The organism is Bradyrhizobium sp. JR4.3 (genome assembly GCF_040547695.1).
Taxonomy (GTDB): Bacteria; Pseudomonadota; Alphaproteobacteria; order Rhizobiales; family Xanthobacteraceae; genus Bradyrhizobium; species Bradyrhizobium canariense.
In genome coordinates, this window is sequence record NZ_JBEPQF010000085.1 from 1 (window position 1) to 2558 (window position 2558).

Annotated in this window: 2 protein-coding genes; both read left to right on the plus strand. The window is 65.4% G+C overall.

The genetic code is table 11. From position 1 onward, the window contains the following. Positions 1 to 122 precede the first annotated feature (122 nt). A complete protein-coding gene (locus tag ABIB91_RS41575; RefSeq protein ID WP_198957609.1) occupies positions 123 to 998 on the plus strand; it encodes a tyrosine-type recombinase/integrase in 876 nt (291 codons plus the stop codon). A 12-nt stretch (positions 999 to 1010) separates the two neighbouring features. Continuing rightward, entirely contained in the window at positions 1011 to 2210 is a 1200-nt protein-coding gene (locus ABIB91_RS41580) for an IS91 family transposase (protein WP_354172968.1), read from the plus strand. Positions 2211 to 2558: the final 348 nt, after the last annotated feature.

Consider the following 2558-nt stretch of genomic DNA (forward strand, 5'->3'; position numbering starts at 1 on the left):
AGGACTAAACCGCTCGCGCGGTAGGCACGACGGCCGGCAGCGCGGCTGAGAGGATAGCGCAACGAGGCGTCCTGTCTTGAGATGAGGGGTTCGCAACCTTCACCCAAGACAGGAGCATCCCCATGACCGACGAGGCCACGAGCCCGTTGCGGCGGCGCATGATCGAAGACATGACGATCCGCAAGTTCGCGCCGAAGACCCAACATGACTATGTGCAGAGGGTCAAGAACTTCGCGGTATTCCTCGGGCGATCGCCGGAAACGGCGAGTTTTGAGGACGTGCGGCGCTACCAGCTGCATCTGGCATCGAGCGGCGTTGGCGTGCCGACTATCAACCAGACCGTCTCGACGCTGCGGTTCTTCTTCAAGGTTACGCTCAAGCGCAACGAGATCGTCGAGCACACCCACGTCATTCACGAGCCGCGCAAGCTGCCGGTGGTGCTGAGCCCGGAAGAAGTCGCGCGCCTGCTCGATGCGGCACCGGGGCTCAAGTACAAGGCGGCGCTCAGCGTAGCCTATGGCGCCGGCCTGCGGGCCAACGAGGTCGTCTCGCTCAAGATCTCCGACATCGACAGCAAGCGGATGATCATCCGGGTCGAACAGGGCAAGGGCGGCAAGGACCGTAACGTCATGCTCTCCCCACACCTGCTCGATCTGCTGCGCGCCTGGTGGAAGGCGGCACGGCCACAGGGCTGGCTCTTCCCTGGCCGCGATCCGGCCCAGCCGATGACCACGCGCCAGCTCAACCGCGCCTGCCACGCCGCTGCCCAGATGGCGGAGATCAACAAGCGGGTCTCGCTGCACACCTTGCGGCACAGCTTCGCCACTCATCTCTTGGAGCAGAACATCGACGTGCGCGTGATCCAGGTTCTGCTCGGTCACGCCAAGCTCGATACGACCGCGCTCTACACCCGCGTCGCCACCAAGACGATCAGCGAGGTCATGAGCCCGTTGGAGCACATCGCGATCAAGCTGAAGGAGGCCCGGCCGCCCGGCTGACGCGAGGCCGGCGTGTCTCGTCCGGCTCTGGAGGTTGCGGATATCTTCCGCGACCGTGGCCCGGCATGGCGGCAGGCCCATGCCGGCCGTGTCAGCCTCGACCAGTTGAAGGTGATGTCGGCGATCGAGAGCTGCCGCACGGCGGCGCTCGGCGGCCATGTCGCGCGCTGCGAGGACTGCGCCTACACGTCCATCGCCTACAATTCCTGCCGCAACCGGCACTGCCCGAAGTGCCAGGGCGCCGCGGCGAAGCAGTGGCTCGCCGACCGCCAAGCCGAGCTGCTGCCGGTGCCATATTATCACGTCGTGTTCACGCTGCCGGCTCGGATGGCCGACATCGCCTACCACAACAGGGCTGCCATCTACGATCTGCTGTTCAAGGTCTCGGCCGAGACGATGCTGACGATCGCCGCAGACCCGAAGCATCTGGGCGCCAGGATCGGCATCACGTCCGTGCTGCACACCTGGGGCTCGGCCATGACCCACCACCCGCATGTGCACATGATCGTGCCGGGCGGCGGCATCTCGCCCGACGGACAGCGCTGGGTGTCCTGCCGGCCGGGGTTCTTCCTGCCGGTGCGCGTGCTCTCACGCCTGTTCCGGCGGCTGTTCCTGGAGCGCCTCGCCGCCCTCCACCAGGCCGGGCGCCTGAGCTTCTTCGGCAACGACGCTCATCTCGCCGCGGCGCAGTCATTCGCCGCTTTGCTCGCAGAGTCGCGCAAGACGGATTGGGTCGTCTACGCCAAGCGTCCGTTCGGCGGTCCCGACGCCGTGCTGGCCTATCTGTCGCGCTATACCCACCGCGTGACCATCACCAACAGCCGCCTGATCGCCTTCGACCGGCACGATGTCACCTTCAGATGGAAGGATTATCGGGTCGAAGGCCGCGACCGGCAAAAGCGGATGACGCTCGCCACAGACGAGTTCATCCGCCGCTTCCTCATCCACGTGCTGCCAAAAGGCCTTCACCGCATCCGCCATTACGGCCTGCTCGCACGGGGCGTCTGCGCCGACAATGTCGCACGCGCGCGCGAACTGCTCGCCGTCAGCGATCGTGAGGATGAACCGACCGAGACCATCGTCGACAGCGGCAAGCCACCGTGTCCATGCTGCGGCGGCCGCATGATCGTCATCGAGGTTTTTGAGCGAGGTGCAATGCCGCACCGCCAATCGACCGCGCCAATCAGCGCCATCAGGATCGACACCTCATGACCGCGCATCGGCCATTCCGCAAAGCTGTTCGTCATGCCCGCCGCTCATCGACCGGCCACGGCGCAGCGCACCCGAACGCTCATCGGTCGTCGCCCATCCGTCGATCATTGATCGCGTTCGACAACGTCCACCGCCCATTCGATGATAGCGACAGCGTCGTGCCGCGCGCTGCACCGGTTCGAACTCCATCACCAAGCTCGCCTGCAGCGCTCAAATCCCCATAGAGCCTGCCGCATCAGTCCTGCCCACCATGCGCGGTTTCCTCCCTTGGAGGCTTTCGGACGCCGGCCGCCCGAATGTGCCGCGCCGTCAATCATGCGGCCGGCATCCGAAACCCTTCACACAAGC

Coding starts and splice junctions, on each gene's coding strand:
- ABIB91_RS41575 (WP_198957609.1), top strand. CDS start 123: ATGACCGACGAGGCCACGAGCCCGTTGCGGCGGCGCATGATCGAAGAC.